Genomic DNA, 18,653 nt, shown 5'->3' on the forward strand with positions numbered 1-18,653 from the left:
TCAACTACAGGTCTTGTTCCAGCAAAGGTCGCTTGCCTCTGTCAGATTTCCATCTCCATCTCGGTCCCAGACCTTTTCGCCACTGGATGACAACTGCAAAACTCCATCTCCAGCCTGACTACCTTTGGGCTGAGCCTGCAATGTGTAGGATGAATCGTCCGCAGCGGTGATTATCAAGTTATAGGCCTTGTTGTTACCATCCAGTGGTGACTCAGTGGGGAAAATTTGCGGAGCACCGGTATCTGCGTCAGCAGCAGCTGCCTCTTTATATGTACCATTTTCGGTAAAATGCCGCTCCATTGCCTGTGCCAGACCTAAAAGCGCTCCCTGCGCATCGGCACGATTTGTGGAGCGAACATGATTCTGATACGAGGGCCAAGCCACCGCGGTCAAGATCGCAATAATTGCGACCACGATCATTAGTTCGATTAGGGTAAAACCACGCTGTTGTTTCATTATTAACTCAATATATTAATTGATCAGGGCCGTGGCAAACGGCCCTTTTTACTTACATCGCACCTGGAAGTTGGGCTACCTAGGTGAGAATTCCTCCCACGACAAACGCCCCTCGCGCTCCTCGTTACCCACATCGATATCATCGCAGATCACATCACCACTGCTACCTGGGGTACAGCGCACATCACCAATAAAGCCCGATTGCCCCGGCATGCCTGGGTCACCGCCTGAAGCACCATCCTCTCCGCAATTTTTTGTACACGCAACAAATTGCTTGCCGATATACCCGTGATCCTGGGCATTGATTTCTCCATCGTTGTTGAAATCCGCTACGGCCTTATCATTAGCTTGCCCAGTCCGGAAGTCCAGACTCATCAGGTAGCCACTACCACTAGAAGCACAAGGCTGGGGGTTCGGGCTGACAGTGCTGAAAAATAGCGTGTTACGTCGCAACGATGGAGACGAAATTATCCGCTCGCCGGCGTATCCGCTACTTTCGACATTCCCTGTTGCCAGAGTCATCATCCAGCCTTTATGTTTACTCCAGTCCACAACAACACTATTTTCGTCATCGATAACACGATTGGCGCCTTCGGTTTTTAACATCTGGTTGGCCAGGTTATCAGTAACAACGGACGCACCAGCCACCGTTGTTCCGTTATCCCAAACAGCGTAAAAGGCCCCTGCGTTATTATCAGTAAGGTCACCACCGTTTAAATACTGACCAGTACCGAACATCACCAAAACATTAGCACCACTTGCGCTGGTTACAGCAGTATTGCGTGCAACCAAGGGAGCGGACAGGATAGCCGCACTCGGTTGACCGGCTTTACTATCTGAACTAAATAGGGGCTTGCCTCCATAAATACCCCAACTAGTATCCGTAGTAGCAGACAGGTCAAAAGACCACATATTCCCCATAAGGTCGCCGGCATACACCCGGTCTACTTTGCGGTCGCCATTCAGGTCAATCAGACGCGGGGAAGACAGGCCATTCTGTCTTACTGTTGTATCAGCGGTGCCAACACCGGTAGAAATAAATTTCCAGTCACCCGCATCCCAGGTGCCATCTACCCCTCGCTCAAGGTAAACAACAAATAAGCCAGCGATACCGTTCTTGCTGTTATAGCCGTTACCGAAGATCACGGCCCACTCATCGTTATTCAGCTTGGCGATTTGTGCCTCGGAATATGAGTAACCTAGATAATCCGAGTCTGTGGCACCATCAAATTCCCACATGGAAACCAGATCCGCATTGGCTTCGTCGAACTTGGTTGGATCGGTAATATTCAGCGCAAAATAACCCTTACCGCCGCCGCGCAGACCGCCGACCAACACCGAAACCCACTCATCTTTTTTACTACCATTCGGGTCAATGTAAACATCGGATACCGTCGGCGTCAGATCCACATAATAGTTATGCGGGTAATCCTTGTGGGTAAACGCGTGGAGGCCTTTATAGCGGTCACTATTCAGGACCAGCGCGGGAAGGTAGGCAAACTCTTCTTCGCCAGTTTTGGCATTGAAGCCGTGCAGCATGCCGTCATTTGCCCCCACGTAGACCATCGGGTCGCGACTCGCCTTGTCGATCTTGAATTGATCGTATGTCTCTGTGCTTTTATTTCCACCAAAGCTCGACGGCCAGTTGAGCTCCGGCTTACCCACGTAGATAGGGGTTGAATGCACTATGTCACCGAGCAGCTTGGGCCCGGTCATGTTATCGAGCAGAGAGGAGAAAGCACCGCGCTGACGGAAATCACCTTTTGTGTCGTTATCGGTGTTACCCCGCACATATTGCAGGCGGTCAACGGACAAAGTGTCAGTCGTATTATCCGTGGTATCGAGTACACTCAAATCCTCTTCGTGGGAAGAGCCCATCGCGGACGGGTCCCCATCCACTGCAACCCCCGTTGCGGTAAAAGGCACGCCCTTCCCGCCTCTGTAGGTAATGATTTCACGACTATTCGAGGATTCGTCGGCCAGCTTTTCAGACGCCTCCCACAATGTACTGGCGATACGCCCGGTATCCGGATCCAGAGAACGGGCATAGAGGCGGCCACTGAAATCGGAGGTATCGAACTTGGCCGAATAGATGACCGAACCAATATCCAGTGAGGTGGAGTTGAAAGCTACCGATGCCTGGGTGCCCACGGAATTGGAAATCGCGTTCACCGCATCATTGAGTGAGCTCAACAAAGTCGCCGCACTGTCGGCATATTTGTAACTGCCACCACCCTGCGCACCCGCGTTTTTCAATAACTGATTATTTGCCAACGCCGGATCGGCAAAGCCGATAAAGTGGCTGACAATATTATTCTTGTGACTGGAATTCTTCGGGTCGACCAGATACGGGCGCCAATTGATGTCGTAAAGCGCTGTTGCCACATCATCTAAATAGTCGGAACCATCGTCACTGTAGGAAAAACAACTGGCGTCGTCATCAGAGGCAGCGCAGTCATCGTCATAGTCCTTCAGCGTACTGCTAACCTCCTTATCCTCCGTGGGAAGGCCGTCGGTCAACGTGAGAATAAAATTCTTTTGACAATACTGCTGAATCGCCGGATTTGACGTCGTTGGTTTATCCCCAGCTGAAGCGTATGCTGGCTCATAGGAAAGCACACTACTGGCCAACACGTTGGCTTCACCGGCTTGCCCAGGATGAATGGTTACCTCATCCCCCTGGTATCCTTCGATATAATAGCGGCCGAGTTCGGATACGGCTTCAGCCAATGGAGTTTTACCACCGGCGTCGATCGCTTCAATTTTTGTAATCAAGTCATCCCTGACACCAGGCTCCGAAATACTGGTGAGACCTTTTAGCACTTTGGCGCCACTTGAGCCGTTAAATTGCGCCAGGCCGACCCGCAAATCACCAAGCCCCTTGACCACCGTGGTTGCGGCCACTTTTGCAATACCCAGTCGGCTGTCATCCTCGTTTGCTGGCTTGGAATTGGAATCGACTTCCCAAGCCATCGAGCCGGATGAATCCATCAGGATCATCAGATTCGGCTCCACCTTACCCGTGGCCTGTAACGGCACATTGGACAGGGTCAGCGGATCGGCACTGACACAGGTAGAATACGCAAATGAAAAGCCAAACAGTCCATACAGCAGCGGCTTCGGCGAGAATTTCTTAATCAGCTTATTGTTCATTTTTCTATCCTAGAAGCGCTTGCCATAGTGGCTGATGATGGTGCGGGTTGTGGTATCAGTTAGCCCACGCCCCTGGGCAACGATACGAAATACCCTGATTTCACCACCGCCCGTGGTCTGCCCATAACCACCAACGGTAATGTCGTTAGCAGGGTCTTCTTTATCGGCCAAGCCGGCAAGCTCGATGTAGTAGCGCCCGGAAAGTGCCGTTCCATCCGGCTTCTTCATGCTGACCACTTTCGCAGTGGAATCCCCGGAATCCCATGTTGTAGAGTCAAGCAAACTGTCGGGCCCTTCCCCCTCGGGATGCAGGTAGCTGACCACGCCAAAGTTACCGGTATTGGACATTCCTTCTACTTCTGCCTCGGCAGCTCTCACCAATGCTTCGGCAACCTCAAGTGCCACCTTCGCATCGCGCGAGGCGAAGGTCATTTTTTCTTCCAACTGTACCGTCCGTGCGGCCGACACGCCGATCAACGTCAGTACCAGCAGCACAATCAAGCTAATGACCAGCACTGCGCCGCGCTGTTGAGCAATCGATATCTGTAATTGCTTTCTCATTACAGCCGCCCCCGATTGCGTACCTTGGCCGTAGTTAGATAAACCTTGCGTAATTTACCGTCACTGTAAGTCGTGGTTACTCCATCCAGGTCAATTACATCAAAGCCATCAGCCCGAACATTGCTGTCACTCGCCGCCACAAGTTGTACCTTGATCGCAATTACCTGCTCCATTTGTGCCGCCGACAACCCTGCGGATGAGCTCCAGGTGTCCACTACCTCATCGTCATCAGTGTCGCGCCCGTAAAAAACCTGCATATCTTCAACGCCCGGAACCAGCTCCATGGCAGCACTACCTGTTTCGGTAACGTAAAGTGAAAACTCTCCACTGACGCTACTGGCGGCCACAAAATAGGTTTTTTGGTAGGGTTTTAGAATTCGCGCATCGGCGCCGTACTCTCTCTGCAAAGCTTTCGTGGCGTTGTTGACTGCACCGACGAGATTACAGCTGCCAGTATTGTGAGTGATCGTCTTTTTATCGGAGTTAGAATTGCTATCACCACCAGTGGTGTTACAGCCGCCCTCGCCCTGCACCGAGGTGATGGTCATCAGTTCGCCACTCTGGCAATTCGTCAGCAGCACAATATCCCCTGGATGTACATCGCACTGGGCACTCACGTGTAGGGCAGCGGCCTGGATACTAGGCACCATACGCCCGGTTCCAGCACAGGCATCATCGGCTCCACGAAGCGTCAGGGTATCGGTACCATCGAGAACATCGATCGCACCCAGCTTAATACCACTGGCATTGTCGATACCGCTCACACCATCCGCACCGATTTGGTCGTACAACTCCTTGGCAGATGAGCCGCTGTAGTCCGGATCAGCTGGATCGAGATGGTTTTGGATACTGTCTTTGTCCGGCGCACAACCCCAGTAATCCGCCATGCGAATTTCTTTGGTCAGCAGGTCAGTGGCGAAACGGCCGCTTTCCTGCACTCGCGCAAACGCTGTCTGCATTTGCATCGTATTGCGATTGCCATCAAATATTTGTAAAACTCCCCACAACAGCGTCGCACTGAGCACCAGAGCGATCATCAATTCGATTAGGGAGAGCCCGCGCTGTTTCGCAAAAGGTTTCATATTCACAGCTCTACCACCATCTCGAATTCCGACTCTTCTGTGCCGCCTGCGGCAGTGCCGCGATTTTCGCCCGTGTGTTGCTCATTCCAAGTAATGGTAAGGGTAACGGTTCGCCCCACGCGCTCGATCTCACCCTCTCCTCCCGGAAGATTATTTGAGATCACTTGACCCCAGTCATATAGATCCAAATCGGCAAGACTTGCTGCAGAGCATTTGGAGCTGCAGTCGACGCTGCTTTCAGACCCATCCACCGTCTTGCCGTCATAGCTTGCCAGTTCAAGACCATCAGGATTTGCCCGCATACGCTCAGCCATTTCATGGGCGGCTAGCGCGGCCAGATACCGATGATGGGAATTATTGCCATTCTTAAGGCTCATCACTTGCGTCGCTGCGAGCCCCAAAAGTCCAACGGCCAGCACCAGTATGGTAACCAGCACCTCAATCATGGTTGCACCCAGCTGCTTCTTCATCCGCCCCCCTAATTGCATGCGACCCCCGAAGACGTGCGCAGCATACCTGAGGCAAGTAGGCGAAGCTCCTTGCCATGGCTCCCGCTGCGGTCATCGCACAACGTGATTTTCAATTCATTGCCCGCGCCGCTAACCGAGCCCCGTGCGCTATACGTCATATTTAAGTTCGTAACACCAGCAGTGGCTGTAATCCCCGATGTCCCCGCAAGGCGTACCACGCGCATTTCCTCGCCGTCGTTGAAACTGCTATTTGAGTTCGTATCAAACCAAACCCGCAATCCATTGGCGATATCGTTATTCAGGGCCTGGACCTGAACCGAGCGACCGCGCCTAACCGCCTCGGCACGCGCAAAATGTAACGCGCCAGCCAGGTCGTTCACCGCGGCAGTAAGGCGGTTGTTCTTGATCATGGTGGTAAACGAGGGGATACCGATCGCCATTACAATGGCCAGTATCGTCACGACTATCATCAGTTCGATCAGCGTGAAACCCGCCTCTCGTCTAAGAAGGTTCATTTTGTTTTGCCCTAATACGTAATTGGCAGAATCACAGCCGGATTCTAATAACTGGGCATATATACCAATTTCCTACACGGATTAAAGCGAAATCAGTGTTGGATTTGGTGGATACCGATGGACGGTAGGGAGAAGGCGACAAGCGGGCTTATCCCGCTTGCTCACCAGAGAGGAGAGGAATTAGCTACTGACGCAGCTCTTTCGGCAGGCTGAAACTGATATTTTCCGGGATGCCCGCCACCTCGTTCGGCGCCTCAGCGCCCAGGTCGCGCAGCTTCTGGATCACCCGCTCCACCAGTACTTCCGGAGCCGAGGCACCCGCGGTAATGCCGATGGTCTTTTTGCCATTCAGCCATGCGGGATCAACACATTCCGGGCCGTCGATCAGATAAGCTTCGGTGCCACAGCGTTCCGCCAGTTCCCGCAGGCGGTTGGAATTGGAGCTGTTGGGGCTGCCCACCACCAATACCAGGTCGCACTCCAGCGCCAGCTGGCGCACGGCGTCCTGACGGTTCTGGGTGGCATAGCAGATATCGTCTTTGCGCGGACCACGGATATTGGGGAATTTGGCCCGCAGGGCGTCGATCACCCGAGAGGTGTCGTCCACGGAGAGCGTGGTCTGGGTGACGAAGGTGAGATTGTCCGGATCTTTGACTTCGAGCCTGGCCACATCCTGCTCGTCTTCCACCAGATAGATGGCACCGCCATTACCGGTGTCGTACTGACCCATGGTGCCTTCCACTTCCGGGTGGCCCTCGTGGCCAATCAGGATGCACTCGCTGCCGTCGCTGCTGAACTTGCTCACCTCCATGTGCACTTTGGTCACCAGCGGGCAGGTGGCATCGAAGACCTTGAGGCCGCGGTTCTCTGCTTCCAGCTGTACCGCTTTGGATACCCCGTGGGCACTGAAAATGACGATGACATCGTCCGGCACTTCATCCAGTTCGTCGACAAATACAGCACCGCGTTCACGCAGGCTGTCGACCACAAATTTGTTGTGCACCACTTCGTGGCGCACATAGATGGGCGCGCCGAACACGTCGAGGGCGCGGTTGACGATATCGATGGCTCGGTCGACGCCGGCACAGAAACCGCGGGGATTGGCGAGGCGAATTTGCATGCTGTTCTTTCCCTGACCTAGTTGATCGAGGCCACTTCGAGAATTTTTACGTGGAAAAACACGGTCTGCCCGGCGAGCGGGTGATTGAAATCCACCTCCACCTCGTCTTCGCCAATCTCGCGAATGATGCCGGGAAGTTCACCACTACCGTTGTCGAAAGAGACTACCAGCCCCTCTTCCAGTTCCATGTCCGGGGAAAAGGTATCCCGGCGCACAGTCTGAATATTGGCGGGATTGCGCTGACCAAAGGCCCCTTCCGGGGGAATCTCGATCTCCGCTTCGTCGCCGGCTTTCAGTCCGAACAGGGCGTGTTCGAAGCCCGGCAGCAGGTTGCCGTCGCCGACAATAAAGGTGGCGGGCTCACCGTCGAAATTGGAGTCCACTTCGGAGCCGTCATCCAGCTTGAGACTGAAGTGCAGGGTGACGCGGCTGTGTTCGCCGATAACGTTGTTGCTCATATTACTGCTCTAAATGGTACTGCTTTAAACGGTACCGTTCTGAAACCTTACACTTCCGCGCCGTCTTTGCCGGTCACTTCGCCTTTGTCTTTGAAAAACAGCAGCTCGATCACCAGCATGGCGGCGCCGATGGAGATGGCCATGTCGGCCACGTTGAATACAGGAAAATGCCAGCTGCCGTAGTACACGGAAATAAAATCGCGCACATACCCAAGCAGCATGCGATCCCAAAAGTTACCCAGTGCACCGCCGAGAATCAGGGCCAGCGCGGCAGGCTCCCAGCGCTTAGCCACAGGGAGTCGCTTGATCCACATGACGACCACGACACTGAAGACCAGTGCGATGGCGCCGAAGAACCAACGCTGCCAGCCGCCGGCATCGGCGAGAAAACTGAATGCGGCCCCGTAGTTTTCCGCATAGGTAAACTGCAGCAGTCCGGGAATGATCTGCAGCGCGGGGCCGTACATAAAGCGCTCCACCGCCCACACCTTGGTGGCGATATCCACCAGAATCACCAGCAGCGCCAGCAGATACCAGCGCACCGGCGAGGACAGGAGTTTAGGCATAGTGGCGCACCTCGCCATCGCCGCTCACGTTCTCCACACAACGGCCGCAGAGTTCCGGGTGCTCGCTGTTGCTGCCCACATCTTCACGGTAGTGCCAGCAGCGTCCGCACTTGGGCGCGTCCACCTTGTGCACCGCCACCCGCAGGCCGGCGAGCTCGGTCTTCTCGGCACCCGCGGCATCGGTCAGAGCCTGTACGGAAGTCGAGGAGCAGATCAGCACGAAGCGCAGTTCGTCCTTGAGCGCCTCCAGCTTCTGCTGCAGCGCTTCATCGGCGAACAGGGTGACGGAGGCCTGCAGGGATCCGCCGATGTGGCCGGCCGCACGCTGTTCTTCCAGCACCTTGTTCACCGCGGTTTTCACATCGGCGATGGCATCCCAGAATTCCGCGTCCATCGCATTGTCCAGCGGCAGCTCGGGGAACTCGTGCCACTCGGCCAGCATTACACTGTCTTCGGTGTTGCCGGGAATAAACTGCCACAGCTCTTCCGCGGTAAAGCTCAGGATCGGCGCAACCCAGCGCACGAAGGCCTGCACGATGTGGTACAGCGCGGTCTGCGCGGAGCGACGGGCGACACTGTCGGCCTGGGTGGTGTACTGGCGATCCTTGATGATATCGAGGTAGAAACCGCCCATCTCCACCACGCAGAAGTTGTGCAGCTTCTGGTAGATCTGGTGGAACTGGTAGCGATCGTAGGCGGCGATGATTTCCTGCTGCAGTTTCGCGGCCTGCTCGATGGCCCAGCGGTCCAGTGCCAGTAGTTCTTCTGCCGGCAGCAGGTCGGTGGCCGGATCGAAGCCTGCCAGGTTGGACAGGAAGAAGCGCGCGGTATTGCGCAGGCGGCGATAGGAGTCCGCAGTGCGCTTCAGGATTTCGTCGGAAACCGCCATCTCGCCACTGAAGTCGGTGGCAGAAACCCACAGACGCAGCACATCCGCACCCAGCTTGTTGATCACATCCTGGGGCGCCACGGTATTGCCGATGGACTTGGACATCTTACGGCCCTGGGCGTCCACGGTGAAACCGTGCGTGAGCACCTGCTTATAGGGTGCGCAGTCGTTGATGGCGATGGACGTTTTCAGGGAGGACTGGAACCAGCCGCGGTGCTGGTCGGAACCTTCCAGATACAGATCCGCCGGGAAACGCAGGGCTTCGCGACGCTTCAGCACCGCGTGGTGGGTCACGCCGGAATCGAACCACACATCCAGAGTGTCGGTAACTTTCTGATAGCTGTCCGCATCGTCGCCGAGCAGCTCTTTGGCGTCCAGTTCAAACCAGACATCCATACCCGCCTTTTCCACCTGCTGCGCGACTTTTTCCATCAGCGCCGGGGTGTCCGGGTGAATTTCGTGGGTCTCTTTGTGCACGAACAGCGCGATGGGCACACCCCAGGTGCGCTGACGGGAAATACACCAGTCCGGGCTAGCGTTAAGCATGGAATCAATGCGCGCCTTGCCCCAGCCGGGGATCCACTGTACTTCGTCGGCGGCTTTCTGCGCGTGATCCAGCAGGTCGTTCTGTTGCATGCTGATAAACCACTGCGGGGTGGCGCGGTAGATCAGCGGGGTCTTGGTGCGCCAGCAGTGCGGGTAGCTGTGCACCAGCTTGCCCTGGTGCAGCAGCACGTTGTTGTCCTTCAGCAGTTCGACAATCTTGTCGTCTACTTTGTACACGTGTTCGCCGGCAACCAGCGGCGTGCTGTCGCGGTAGACACCGTTGTCGTCGACATAATTCAGCGTATCGATGCCGTAGCGCTTGCCCACATTGAAGTCGTCCGGACCGTGGTCGGGCGCGGTGTGCACGCAGCCGGTACCGGCATCGGTGGTGACGTGGTCACCGAGGATGATCGGCAGCTCTTTTGCGTAGAAGGGGTGGCTGACTTTCAGGTGTTCCAGTGCAGCACCGCGGATATGGCCAACCACTTTGCCTTCGAGGCCGGTCTGCGCCAGCACCGCATCTTTCAAGGCTTCCGCCAGCAGCAGGCGCTTATCGCCGACCTGCACCACCACGTATTCCAGTTCACCATTTACAGAAACTGCCTGGGAAGACGGCAGGGTCCAGGGTGTGGTGGTCCAGATCACCACGGACAACTGGCCCTCACCAGCATGCCCGCCAGCTGCATCGGCGATGGCAAGTGCGGTTTCTTCGGTAGCTGGGTAATTCACATAGATGGAGTAGGAGGTCTTGTCCTGGTACTCCACTTCCGCTTCCGCCAGCGCGGAGCCGCCCACCACACTCCAGTACACGGGCTTGAAGCCGCGAGACAGGTGGCCATTCTTCACCACGCCAGCGAGGGCGCGGATGATGTCGGCTTCAAACTCGAAGTCCATGGTGCGATAGGGGTTTTCCCAGTCGCCGAACACGCCGAGACGGATAAAGTCTTTCTTCTGACCTTCTACCTGCTTGGCGGCGTATTCGCGGCACTTCTGTCGGAAGGTTTTGTGGTCCACTTTGGTACCGGCCTTGCCGACCTTCTGCTCCACCTTGTGTTCGATGGGCAGGCCGTGGCAGTCCCAGCCGGGCACGTAGGGGGCATCTAAACCACTCAGGGTTTTAGACTTGACGATGATGTCTTTGAGAATCTTGTTAACCGAGTGACCGATATGAATATCGCCGTTGGCGTAGGGAGGGCCATCGTGCAGGATAAACTGTTCGCGACCGGCGCGGGCCTCGCGAATTTTTTCGTAGAGCTTGCCTTCTTGCCATTGTTTCAGAATTTCCGGCTCCCGACTCGGCAGGTTGCCGCGCATGGGGAAGTCGGTTTCGGGCAGGTTCAGGGTCGCTTTGTAGTCGGTCATTGGTTATCTACTTCGGTTGTAGCGCTAAAACAATTCATAGTTCGTGCAGCTGAACTTCGAAACCCAAAGGCTTACGAAGCACAGAAATAACATTTGAAGCGGGAGTAATGGGGATCAGGTTTCAAAACCGTCGGTGACAGGGACGTCACCGACGGAGCGTACATGGATGTACTCGCAGCGATTTTGAAACCTGATACCCATTGCTTCCGCGCCACCGGACTTAGAACAGAGCTCCGTTACCAAATATCGGGGACCCTATGAAGCTGGTCTGGTGGCGGCAGAGCACCGGGTACGAGTTTTCAGGACCGCTGTGAATACGTCCCTGTAAGCTGCGTCGGCAACATCCCTGTTGCCGACGCTCCTGAAAACTCGTACCCGATGCTCTGCCTTCGCATCTGGGTTTTGTGCCATTCAGATGCGAAGGAGTAACTTAATTTGGTTTGCAGTTGGCAAACCACGCTTTCGCGTTTTCGATGTCTTCGGCGATTTTCTGTTTGAGGACGTCGAGGGACTCAAACTTTTCTTCGTCGCGCAATTTATGGTGGAAGGTGACGGCGATTTCGCGGCCGTACAGGTCGCCGCTGAAATCGAATAGGTGCACTTCCAGCAGTGGTTTTGCACCCTCGCCTTCCACCGTGGGGCGGAAGCCCACATTGGCCACACCCGCCACTTCCATACAGCTGCCGCTCATGGGGCTGCCATTGGTGCGCTTTGCGGTCACCGTGTACACCCCCACCAGCGGAGAGCGGTAGCGGTGTAGTCGAACATTCGCCGTGGGTGCACCCAGCTGCCGGCCAAGAGCTCGGCCTCGTGCCACCAGGCCGGTAATTCTATAGGGCTTGCCCAATAACTGTTGTGCCAGGGCAAAGTCCGCGTTCTGTAAGGCCTCGCGGATGCGGGTACTGCTCACTCGCTCACCGGCGATTTCCAGGGTGGCCGTGTCTTCAACACTAAAGCCCGCCTCCGCACCAGCTTTCTGCAGCAGCACATAGTCGCCACTGCGATCGCAACCGAAACGGAAATCGTCTCCCACCACAAGATGGCGCACCCCGAGGCCGTCTACCAGCACCTGCCGGATAAACGCCTCCGCACTCAGGCTGCGCAAGCGCTCGTTGAACTGCAGGCACAACACACGGTCGACACCCGCCGCAAACAGCGCCAGTACCTTCTCCTTGAAACGCATCAGTCGCGCCGGCGCTTTTTCGCCGGAGAAGTACTCATGGGGCTGGGGTTCGAAGATGATCGCCACCGAGGGCAGCTTGCGCTCGGCCGCGCGCGCCCGTAACTGGGTGATGATGGCCTGATGCCCCAGGTGCACGCCGTCGAATGAACCGATAGTCGCCACGCATCCGTGGTGGCGCGGCCGCAGGTTATGCAACCCGCGAATCAGCTCCCGTTGCTCGGTCACAGTGCTTCACTCACCCTTCTAGTCACCCTTGATTGCCCTTGCAAAATCAAGCGGCGCAGTATAACGGATTTGGCCGCCTTCTGGGGATTTCGGTCATTCATGAGGTGGCGCGGAAATGGCGCGGGCGCAGACCGCTGGCCAGCAGTACCAATCCGTAGGTGGCGCCACCGGCGGCGACCAGCGCGCTCATGCGCCAGGCCCGCTGCCACCAGGGCCAGTCGTGCCAGCTCGGCCAGTAGTGGAGTACCGCCAGCAACACCGCCGCCATAGCCAGGTTGGCCAGCAACAGCCGCGTAAGGAAAGAGCGCCACCCCGCTTCGGGCGCGTAGACCCCGCCCTGGCGCAACCCCCGGTACAGCAGCCAGGCATTGATTGCCGCCTGCCCGGCGGTGGCCATGGCGAGCCCCATATGGCCGAGCTGGAAATACATATGCAGTGGCACCACGAACAACAGGCTCAGCACCATCTTTGAGGCAATGGCGATCAGCCCGAAGCGCACCGGTGTCGTCGTATCCTGGCGGGCGAAGTAGCCCGGCGCCAGCACCTTGATCAACATGAACGCCAGCAGGCCGAAGGTATAGGCTCGTAGTGACCAGGCCGCCATCTGCATATCGCGGGAGGTCATGTTTCCATATTCAAACAGGCTGGTGAGCAGCGGCTCCGCCAGTACGAACAGCGCCACTGCCGCCGGCAGCGCGATCAGGGTGACACTGCGCAGCGCCCAGTCGATGGTGTGGCGGAAGCGTTTCGGGTCGCCACCGGCATGCTGCCGCGACAGGTTCGGCAGGATCACCGTGGCCACGGCGACACCAAACACCCCAAGGGGCAGCTCGGTGAGGCGATCGGAAAAATACAGCCAGGTCACCGACCCGGTAGGCAGGAAAGACGCCAGTACCGTGTCCAGCACCAGGCTGATCTGGGTGACCGAGACACCAAAGATCGCCGGCGCCATCAATCGCAGGATCTTGCGCACCCCCGGGTGCTGCCAATCCCACCTGGGTCGTGGCAGCAAGCCCTCCCGCACCAGAAACGGAATCTGGAACAGCAGCTGAACCATTCCCGCAACAAGCACCCCCCAGGCCAGGGACATGACCGCCGGCTCAAACCAGCCAGCGGCCACCGTGGCCGCACCGATCAGTACCAGATTCAGAAAGATCGGCGTCAGCGCCGGGATGGCAAATCGGTCGAAACTGTTGAGAATGGCACCGGCAAACCCGGTCAGGGAAATCAGCATCAGGTAGGGAAAGGTGATGCGCAGCATATCCGTCGCCATGGCGAACTTCTGCGGCTCATTGCCGCCCCACCACCAGCCGAAGGCAAAGATGCCCGTCACGAGCGGTGCGCACAGTACGCCGAACAGGGTCACCAGCAGCAGCGTACCGCCAAGCGCTCCGGCTACCCGGTCATTCAACTCTTTTACCGCTGCCAGCCCGCCATTCTGACGGTATTCCGCCAGCACCGGCACAAACGCCTGGGAAAAGGCCCCTTCCGCAAACAGGCGACGGAAGAAATTCGGAATCTTGAAGGCTACGAAGAAGGCGTCGGCAGCATCGCCAGCACCGGTGAGTCGCGCAAATACCACATCCCGTGCCAACCCCATAATCCGCGACAACAGAGTGGCGCCGCCGACTACCGATGTTCCGCGCAGCAGCCCCCGCTGCGGACTATCTTTCTTTGCTTGTGATTGGGGGCCTTGCGACTCTGAGCCCTGCCCCTGAGGGACCGGCTTGGACTGTTCCTGTTCGGGCGAAGGTGCTGCCACGTCCCTGCTTCCTGATGATCGGCGCCGGATACCGGCCAGAAGTTTGAATGTAGAAGGAAAGAATGGGCGGCAAGTCTACCTCAAACCGCGACCACGGGGACATGCTAATCCCGCACCCTACGGTTGGCGCAATACGGAACTATACTCAGTTTAAGCCGTTGGCTAGCCGCAGGGACTGGCGGCCACAGAGGAGAAACGGAATGACCATTAACGCGCTGATCATTGCGCTGATACTGGCGGCACTGCTGTACGCGGTTGTCGCCATGGGCCCACGCCCCCAGCGAGTGCGGGTGAGGATTGACCAGGCCCGCGACAGCCGCTACCGGCGGTCGATGGAATGATTGCACAGCGACTTGCGCGGAGGCTGAACTGAGTCACAGGGCGGACCGCCACATTTCGCCATAATTGCTGCGAGATTTGCCCCACTGGCGCCACGCCAGTGCCTCCTTGCGGGGTTTAAATGACACTCAACCGAGACGGAAACACCAACCCGATCGGAACCGAAGAGCAGTCATCCAAAACCCGAAATCGCAAGGAAAATGAGCATGAAAAAGATGTTGTTGGCAGTTACCCTGAGCAGCCTGGCCCTGAATAGCTTCGCCGCCCCCGAGGGCGCCAAAAACACCGAGAATAAAGCCCAGGGCTCAGCCCTGACCCCGGCCAAACAGGCCACAGTATTTACCGGCGCCGCAGTTGCAGGTGCCGCCGTAGGTGGCCCGGTCGGATTCATTGCCGGCGCCCTCGGTGGAGCCTGGCTGGGCGAACAGATCAAGCAAGCGGAAGAGGCTGACATGCTCGCAACACAACTGACCGATAGTCGCGCGGAACTCGGCAACCTGGCACAACAACTGGACGCGGCGCGACTTTCCGCCAATGACGCCCGCGAGCTGGCGATGGAAAGCCTGGAGTTCCAGATGCTGTTCACCACCGGCGACGACCAGCTGCAGGAAGCGCAGGAGCGCCAGGTAGCGGCGATGGCCGACTTCCTCAACCGCCACCCGCAACTGCAAGTACTCCTTGAAGGTCACTCCGACCCGCGCGGTAGCGACGGCTACAACAACGTGCTCTCCGACCAGCGCGCCCTCAGTGTGCAGCGCGCCCTGGAAGCCTACGGTGTAGCGCCGGAACGTATCGCGCGCCGCGCCCTCGGTGCCCGTCGCTCCACGGCCACCAAGGGTGATCTCGACGCCTACGCCCTCGAACGCCGGGTAGACATCCACTTCGGCCTGCCGGAATCCACGGCCGGTACCTTCTAAACCTCAATCCCGCGGCCGCCGCTCCACAAAAGCGGCGGCTGGGCACTCACCGGCGGAAGCCATACACCTCCGGTAAATGACCTGCCAATTCCCGAGCAACCCCTGTAAGCCGTAACCTTGCGCGCGCCAAAAGCAGCGCGCTTTTTTGTATAGGCATCTTTTTTGCCAGCAGCCCCGATGTTCAGGCATGATTTTCCGCCACACACAAAACAGATAATCGGTGCCGAAGCCCGCATGAACAGCCCCACCATCGCCATCGTCGAAGATGAAATCGCCATCGCCGAGAACTACCGCGATGCCCTGCGCCGCACCGGTTACCAGGTTCAGCTCTACCACACCCGGCCCGAGGCGCTGGCCGCGTTTCAGCAGCGGCTGCCGGACCTGGCAGTCATCGACGTTGGACTGGGAGCCGAAATCGAGGGCGGGTTCGACCTGTGCCGCGAGCTGCGCGCCATGGCCCCCACCCTGCCGATCCTGTTCCTGACCGCGCGGGACTCGGAACTGGACATCATTTCCGGCTTGCGGCTCGGCGCGGACGACTACCTCACCAAGGACATTTCCCTGCCGCATATGCAGGCCCGCATCAGCGCCCTACTGCGCCGGGTGAGCATCATGCAATCCAAGAGTGACGACAGCGAAATCCTCACCCAGGGTGACCTGAAGCTGGACGTGTCGCGCCTGCACTGCCACTGGAAAGGCGAGCCGGTAGATCTCACGGTGACAGAATTCTGGATAGTGCACGCGCTGGCGAAACGCCCGGGGCATGTCAAATCCCGCACCCAGTTGATGGAAGCGGCCCGGGTGGTGCTGGATGACAACACCATCACCTCCCATGTGAAGCGCATCCGGCGCAAATTCCAGACCATGGACCCCGGCTTCGACGCCATCGGCACCGCCTATGGCATGGGCTACCGCTGGCAGGTTTAAGAGCGAATTAAGGGCATCTTATGAACCTGCGCCGCCAACTGGTATTGCTGAGCCTCTGCGCCCTGGCCCTGCCCTGGGCCGGCTGCCAGTATTTGCGCCAGGTCGACCAGGCCCTCGCCCAGGGCCAGATGCAGACGCTGGAGGCCACTGGCAACGCCATCGCCGCGCGACTCGCCAGCGCGCCAGAACTGATTGCACCAGACCCCCTCCGCAACGGCCGGCCGCCTGGCGCCCAGCTCTACCTGAACACCCTGCAACAGGCACCGGTAGTGGACGGCTACGGCGAAGAGTGGCGCGCGCTGCGCCTGCAACCCAGGCAGCTGCTCGATCAGGATGGGGAGCCCCTCGCCCAGATCACCCTGGGCCACCACGGCAACCAGGTTTACCTGCTGCTAACCGCCAGAGACCGCAGCCCCAGCTACCACGACCCCCGCAGCAGTGGCATTTCCAGCGGCGATACCGTGGAAATCTACACCGCCAGCCAGCAGTACACACTGCCGGTAGCGAGCCAGGGGCCGGTGCAGGCCATGTGGTACAACCCCCGCCGCAGCCAGTACGAACGGGAACTGCGTATCCGCGGCCGCTGGACTGCTTCACCACAGGGTTACCAATTGGAACTGAGCCTTCCCGCCGCATTGAGCGGCGGCGAACTGGGGGTCCGCGTACTGGATCGCACCCACAGCGACGGCGGTGTCCCGGCACGGCTCTCCAGCACCCTCCCCAATGACGGGCGCCCCGGCGCTTTAGTGGAACCACTGCCGCAACTGCAGCGGGAGCTGGAACACTTCGCCCGCCCGGAGCTGCAGCTGACGGTGGTGGACCAGGAGGGCTTCGTGCTTGCTCGTACCGGCGGAGACTGGTATGCCGAACGAGAAGAGGTCGAACAACCAGCGGGCGCGGCACAACCCTGGTTGCGGGAATGGTTCTACCGCCAGCTACTGGCCAACGATACATTACCGCCACTGCCCAGGGACCAATACCCGGAAAATTTGACCCAGAATCGGGAAACCACCGGCCAGTGGTTCAGTGCCCCTGAAAACAATGCGCATAGCGCTGGCGACGAGCGTATCGGCGTGGCCAGCGTGCCGGTGGTAACCCGCGCCGACGATATTATCGAGCGACCACTGCTCGGGCGGGTGATCGCCGCCCAGTCCGCTAGCGCCCTGCAGTCGCTCACCGAATCCGCCGCCCGCCGCCTGTGGCTTACCACTGCCGCTGCCGCAGGCCTGGTACTGCTATTACTGCTGGGCTATGCCAGCTGGCTGTCCTGGCGCATCCGCCAGCTGCACCGCGCCGCCAGCAATGCCGTGGATGCCAGCGGCCGCCTGCGGGGGGATTTCCCACAACCCTTCATCCACGATGAACTCGGTGCCCTCAACCGGGCCTTTGCCAGCCTGCTGGCGGAGCTGGATCACTATCACCAGTACCTGCGCAGCCTGGCGAGCAAGTTGTCCCACGAATTGCGCACGCCGCTCGCGGTGATGCGTTCCTCCCTCGACAACCTCGCCGCCGGCGAGCTGGACAGCGACAGTCGCCGCTATGCCGAGCGCGCTGCCGACGGCGGCGCGCGCCTGTCATCGATCCTGAACGCCCTCTCCGCCGCCAATCACCTGGAGGCGAGTATCAGCCAGGCAGAACGCGAAGACTTCGACCTGGCAGACCTGATGCAGGCCCTCACCCACAGCTACGCGGACGCCCACCCCGACCACCATTTCGAACTGCAGTGCCCGGAAACGCCACAGGTATACCACGGTGCGCCGGAACTGCTGGCGCAATTGTTGGACAAGCTGGTGGACAACGCCGTGAGCTTCGCCCCCGAGGGCAGTACCATCCACATGGCGCTGGCGGCAGAGCGCAGGGAATACCTGCTGAGGGTCAGCAATAGCGGGCCACGGCTACCCCAGGGGTTCGGCCAGAAACTGTTCGACTCCCTGGTCTCCGTGCGGGACGACGGCGGCAAGGCCGGTCACCTCGGGCTCGGGCTGCATATCGCGCGGCTGATCGCCGACTTCCACCGGGGCGAGCTCAGCGCCGCCAACCGCGAGGATGGCAGCGGCGTCACTTTCACACTGTGCCTGCCCCGCTGATAGGCCGCTCAATCGAGCGCTGAATCCACCACCGA

The 18,653-nt window shown here is 58.3% G+C and carries 16 protein-coding genes; 4 read left to right on the top strand and 12 right to left on the bottom strand.

Going from position 1 to position 18,653, the window contains the following annotated elements:
* The 12 genes from R5R33_RS06015 to murJ all read right to left on the bottom strand — a co-directional run bounded on the left by R5R33_RS06015 (position 1) and on the right by murJ (position 14,234).
* Positions 1–456: a type IV pilin protein gene (locus R5R33_RS06015; RefSeq protein ID WP_318955136.1), complete on the bottom strand. Its 456-nt coding sequence runs from the start codon at positions 454–456 to the stop codon at positions 1–3.
* A gap of 75 nt (positions 457–531) precedes the next feature.
* Positions 532–3,609, bottom strand: a complete 3,078-nt coding sequence (locus tag R5R33_RS06020) for a PilC/PilY family type IV pilus protein (protein WP_318955137.1) — start codon at positions 3,607–3,609, stop codon at positions 532–534.
* Between the two features lie 9 nt (positions 3,610–3,618).
* Positions 3,619–4,170, bottom strand: coding sequence for a pilus assembly PilX family protein (locus R5R33_RS06025; protein ID WP_318955138.1), 552 nt, complete (start codon positions 4,168–4,170; stop codon positions 3,619–3,621).
* Entirely contained in the window at positions 4,170–5,252 is a 1,083-nt protein-coding gene (locus tag R5R33_RS06030; RefSeq protein ID WP_318955704.1) for a PilW family protein, read from the bottom strand. Before R5R33_RS06030 ends, R5R33_RS06025 begins: the two co-directional genes overlap by 1 nt.
* A gap of 2 nt (positions 5,253–5,254) precedes the next feature.
* Positions 5,255–5,722 carry a type IV pilus modification protein PilV gene (gene pilV, locus R5R33_RS06035; RefSeq protein WP_318955139.1) on the bottom strand — a complete coding sequence of 156 codons (468 nt, stop codon included), beginning with the start codon at positions 5,720–5,722 and terminating at the stop codon, positions 5,255–5,257.
* An 8-nt stretch (positions 5,723–5,730) separates the two neighbouring features.
* On the bottom strand, positions 5,731–6,237 hold the full coding sequence (locus tag R5R33_RS06040; RefSeq protein WP_318955140.1) for a GspH/FimT family pseudopilin: 507 nt from the start codon (positions 6,235–6,237) through the stop codon (positions 5,731–5,733).
* Between the two features lie 184 nt (positions 6,238–6,421).
* Entirely contained in the window at positions 6,422–7,357 is a 936-nt protein-coding gene (gene ispH / locus R5R33_RS06045) for a 4-hydroxy-3-methylbut-2-enyl diphosphate reductase (protein WP_318955141.1), read from the bottom strand.
* A gap of 17 nt (positions 7,358–7,374) precedes the next feature.
* Positions 7,375–7,815, bottom strand: a complete 441-nt coding sequence (locus tag R5R33_RS06050; protein WP_318955142.1) for an FKBP-type peptidyl-prolyl cis-trans isomerase — start codon at positions 7,813–7,815, stop codon at positions 7,375–7,377.
* Positions 7,816–7,862: 47 nt separating this feature from the next.
* Positions 7,863–8,381: a signal peptidase II gene (gene lspA, locus R5R33_RS06055; RefSeq protein WP_318955143.1), complete on the bottom strand. Its 519-nt coding sequence runs from the start codon at positions 8,379–8,381 to the stop codon at positions 7,863–7,865.
* On the bottom strand, positions 8,374–11,178 hold the full coding sequence (ileS, locus tag R5R33_RS06060) for an isoleucine--tRNA ligase (protein ID WP_318955144.1): 2,805 nt from the start codon (positions 11,176–11,178) through the stop codon (positions 8,374–8,376). Before ileS ends, lspA begins: the two co-directional genes overlap by 8 nt.
* Before the next feature lie 430 nt (positions 11,179–11,608).
* Positions 11,609–12,586: a bifunctional riboflavin kinase/FAD synthetase gene (ribF, locus tag R5R33_RS06065; RefSeq protein WP_318955145.1), complete on the bottom strand. Its 978-nt coding sequence runs from the start codon at positions 12,584–12,586 to the stop codon at positions 11,609–11,611.
* A 97-nt stretch (positions 12,587–12,683) separates the two neighbouring features.
* On the bottom strand, positions 12,684–14,234 hold the full coding sequence (murJ, locus tag R5R33_RS06070) for a murein biosynthesis integral membrane protein MurJ (RefSeq protein ID WP_318955705.1): 1,551 nt from the start codon (positions 14,232–14,234) through the stop codon (positions 12,684–12,686).
* 314 nt (positions 14,235–14,548) lie between these two features.
* Here murJ and R5R33_RS06075 point away from each other — a divergent pair, with 314 nt between their 5' ends.
* The 4 genes from R5R33_RS06075 (at position 14,549) to R5R33_RS06090 (ending at position 18,618) form a co-directional block, all read left to right on the top strand.
* Positions 14,549–14,689 carry a hypothetical protein gene (locus R5R33_RS06075; protein ID WP_318955146.1) on the top strand — a complete coding sequence of 47 codons (141 nt, stop codon included), beginning with the start codon at positions 14,549–14,551 and terminating at the stop codon, positions 14,687–14,689.
* A 204-nt stretch (positions 14,690–14,893) separates the two neighbouring features.
* On the top strand, positions 14,894–15,604 hold the full coding sequence (locus R5R33_RS06080) for an OmpA family protein (protein WP_318955147.1): 711 nt from the start codon (positions 14,894–14,896) through the stop codon (positions 15,602–15,604).
* Positions 15,605–15,838: 234 nt separating this feature from the next.
* Positions 15,839–16,531 (top strand): proteobacterial dedicated sortase system response regulator, encoded by a 693-nt coding sequence (pdsR, locus tag R5R33_RS06085; RefSeq protein ID WP_318955148.1) that lies wholly within the window; start codon positions 15,839–15,841, stop codon positions 16,529–16,531.
* 20 nt (positions 16,532–16,551) lie between these two features.
* Entirely contained in the window at positions 16,552–18,618 is a 2,067-nt protein-coding gene (locus R5R33_RS06090; protein ID WP_318955149.1) for an ATP-binding protein, read from the top strand.
* The last annotated feature ends 35 nt before the right edge of the window (positions 18,619–18,653 follow it).

Source organism: Microbulbifer pacificus (assembly GCF_033723955.1).
GTDB classification, from domain to species: Bacteria; Pseudomonadota; Gammaproteobacteria; order Pseudomonadales; family Cellvibrionaceae; genus Microbulbifer; species Microbulbifer pacificus.